1 protein-coding gene is annotated in these 217 nt (G+C 68.2%); it reads left to right on the top strand.

The window, feature by feature from the left end; genetic code table 11:
- On the top strand, positions 1–217 hold a 217-nt coding region (locus tag Q0994_RS34085; protein WP_299542662.1), incomplete at both ends, for a beta-ketoacyl synthase N-terminal-like domain-containing protein.

The following is a 217-nucleotide window of genomic DNA, read 5'->3' as shown; positions in this document are numbered from 1 at the left end:
GCGTTGGCGATCGATCCGCAGCAGCGGTTGATGCTGGAGGCGGCCTGGGAGGCCGTCGAGGATGCGGGCATCGACCCCACCTCATTGCGTGGCACGGAGACGGGAGTCTTCTGCGGCGTCATGTCCATGGAGGGCTACGACGGGGTGATGCCGCCGGAGCTGGAGGGTTTCCGGCTGACGGGGACGACGTCGAGTGTGGTGTCGGGCCGGGTTGCCT

It is taken from the genome of uncultured Streptomyces sp. (genome assembly GCF_947488945.1).
Lineage (GTDB): Bacteria > Actinomycetota > Actinomycetes > Streptomycetales > Streptomycetaceae > Streptomyces.
This window is presented reverse-complemented; position numbering and strand designations above follow the sequence as displayed.